Origin of the sequence: Nocardia sp. NPDC060220 (assembly GCF_042727815.1) — a bacterium.
Lineage (GTDB): Bacteria > Actinomycetota > Actinomycetes > Mycobacteriales > Mycobacteriaceae > Nocardia.
This window is the reverse complement of record NZ_JBHWZY010001062.1, coordinates 1-2,076: the sequence shown is the minus strand read 5'-3', so window position 1 is coordinate 2,076 and position 2,076 is coordinate 1. Positions and strand designations below refer to the sequence as shown.

Annotated in this window: 2 protein-coding genes; both read right to left on the bottom strand. The window is 69.8% G+C overall.

The annotated features are described in order from the left end of the window. The coding region (locus ACFWF3_RS33600) for a [protein-PII] uridylyltransferase (protein ID WP_379317999.1) at positions 1–1,862 on the bottom strand (1,862 nt) is incomplete at its 3' end. Between the two features lie 91 nt (positions 1,863–1,953). Then, the coding region (locus tag ACFWF3_RS33595) for a P-II family nitrogen regulator (protein WP_379318001.1) at positions 1,954–2,076 on the bottom strand (123 nt) is incomplete at its 5' end.

The window sequence follows — 2,076 nt, the reverse complement described above, 5'->3', positions numbered from 1 at the left end:
GTGTGCTTGCCGTCACCGGGCGCGAGGGTGACGTGCACGCCGCCTGCCCTGGCCTTGTCCAGAAGCTCCGGGTCGATCGGTTCCGGTTGCGGCAGCGGCTCGCCCGCCATGACCAGCCGGCAGCGGCGCACCAGCTCACCGATCAGCGAGGCCTTCCAATCGCCCCAGACTCCGGGGCCGGTCGCCATCGAGTCGGCTTCGGCGAGCGTGTGCAGCAGTTCGAGCAGGCCGACGTCACCACCGAGCGCGTCGGCGACGTGCTGCACGGTCGCCGGGTCGTCGAGGTCGCGCCGGGTCGCGGTGTCGGGCAGGAGCAGGTGGTGGCGCACGATCGCGCTGAGGGTGCGCACATCCGAAGGCCACATTCCGAGCCTGCGGCCGATATGCGTGGCCAGCTCGGCGCCGACGATGCTGTGGTCGCCCTGCCGCCCCTTGCCGATGTCGTGGAGCAGGGCGCCGAGCGCCAGCAGGTCGGGCCGGGCGACCCTGGTGCTCAGGCTGCTCGCGTAGGCGACCGTCTCCATCAGGTGCCGATCGACGGTCCAGGTGTGCATCGCATCGCGCGGCGGCAGATCGCGGACCGCACCCCATTCGGGAAAGAGTCTGCCCCACAATCCGGTTCGATCGAGCGCCTCGACCGCGTCGATGCTGCCGCGACCCGCGCCGAGCAGGACGAGCAGATCGTTGAGCGCGTCCTTGGGCCACGGTTCGCGTAGTTCGGGCGCGTCCTCGGACAACCTGTTGAGCGTGGTCGCCGACATCGGCAACCCGGTCTGCGCCGACGCCGCCGCGACACGCAGGATCAGCCCGGGATCACGCTGCGGGCGGGCGTCTCTGGCCAGCACCACCTCGCCGGAGTGCTCGACCACCCCCTCATCGAGTGGTCGGCGCACCGGCATGCGGCGCAGTCTGGCCAGGCCGCGCCGCGGTAACGCGTTGGCGGCCGTGCGCAGACCGACGTCGCACGAATAGCTCACCGTACGCGCCGAATCGGTCAATGTCCGGGCGAGATCGAAGCGATCGCCGATGCGCAGCGCGGCGCCGATCTCGTCGGCGTCCTGGGCGCGCAGCTGATCGCGGGCCCGGCCTGCGACGCGGTGCAGTTCGGTGCGCACGTCGAGGAGCCTGCGGTGGGCCTGTTTCAGGCCGCCGCCGGGGACCTCGGGGCCCAATCCCGGCATGGCGTCGGTCAATTGGGCGATCGAGAGCGCGTCGAGCAGCTGGATATCGCGCAGCCCGCCGCGACCGTTCTTGAGATCGGGTTCGGCGCGATGGGCGATCTCGCCGCTGCGCTGCCAGCGGGCGGTGGTCTGGGCGATCAGATCGTCGAAGCGGGACCGGATACCGGTGCGCCATTCCCGGCGCACGCCGCCGATGAGCAGATTGCTGAGGTCTCGGTCGCCGACGATGTGGCGCGCCTCCAGCAGGCCGAGCGCGGCGATCATGTCGTCGGCGGCCACCCGCAGCGCCTGCGGCACGGTGCGCACGCTGTGGTCGAGCTTGATGTGGGCGTCCCAGAGCGGGTACCAGAGTTGATCGGCGACCTCCGAAACCACCTTGGGGTCGACGTCGTCGTGCAGCAGCACGAGGTCGAGATCGGAGTAGGGCAGCATCTCGCGGCGTCCGAGTCCACCCACCGCGACGAGCGAGAGACCGCTGTCGGCGGTGATGCCGAGTTCGTTGCCCTTGCTGGTGAGCCACAGTTCGAACAGATCGACCAAGGCCTCGCGCAGCGATTCCGGATCGAGCCGCGGATTGCGGGTGCCCGCTCCGTCGAGCAGTTGCGCCCTGGCCTTGACCAGGTCCGCCGCTCCGTTGTTCTGAATACCACCGTTCCGCTGTGCCACAGCCCACACCACCATTTCATGCGGGCGGCCCCGCCCCGACCGGATCAGTCTTCCCGGTGGGAGCGGGGCCGCCGCTCGATCGATTTATCGTGCGTGCCCTACCGAATTACAGTGCGTCGCTTCCGCGTTCGCCGGTACGGACACGGATGATGGTGTCCACCGGGGTCACCCACACCTTGCCGTCACCGATCTTGCCGGTGCGCGAGGCTTCGACGATCACCTCGACGAC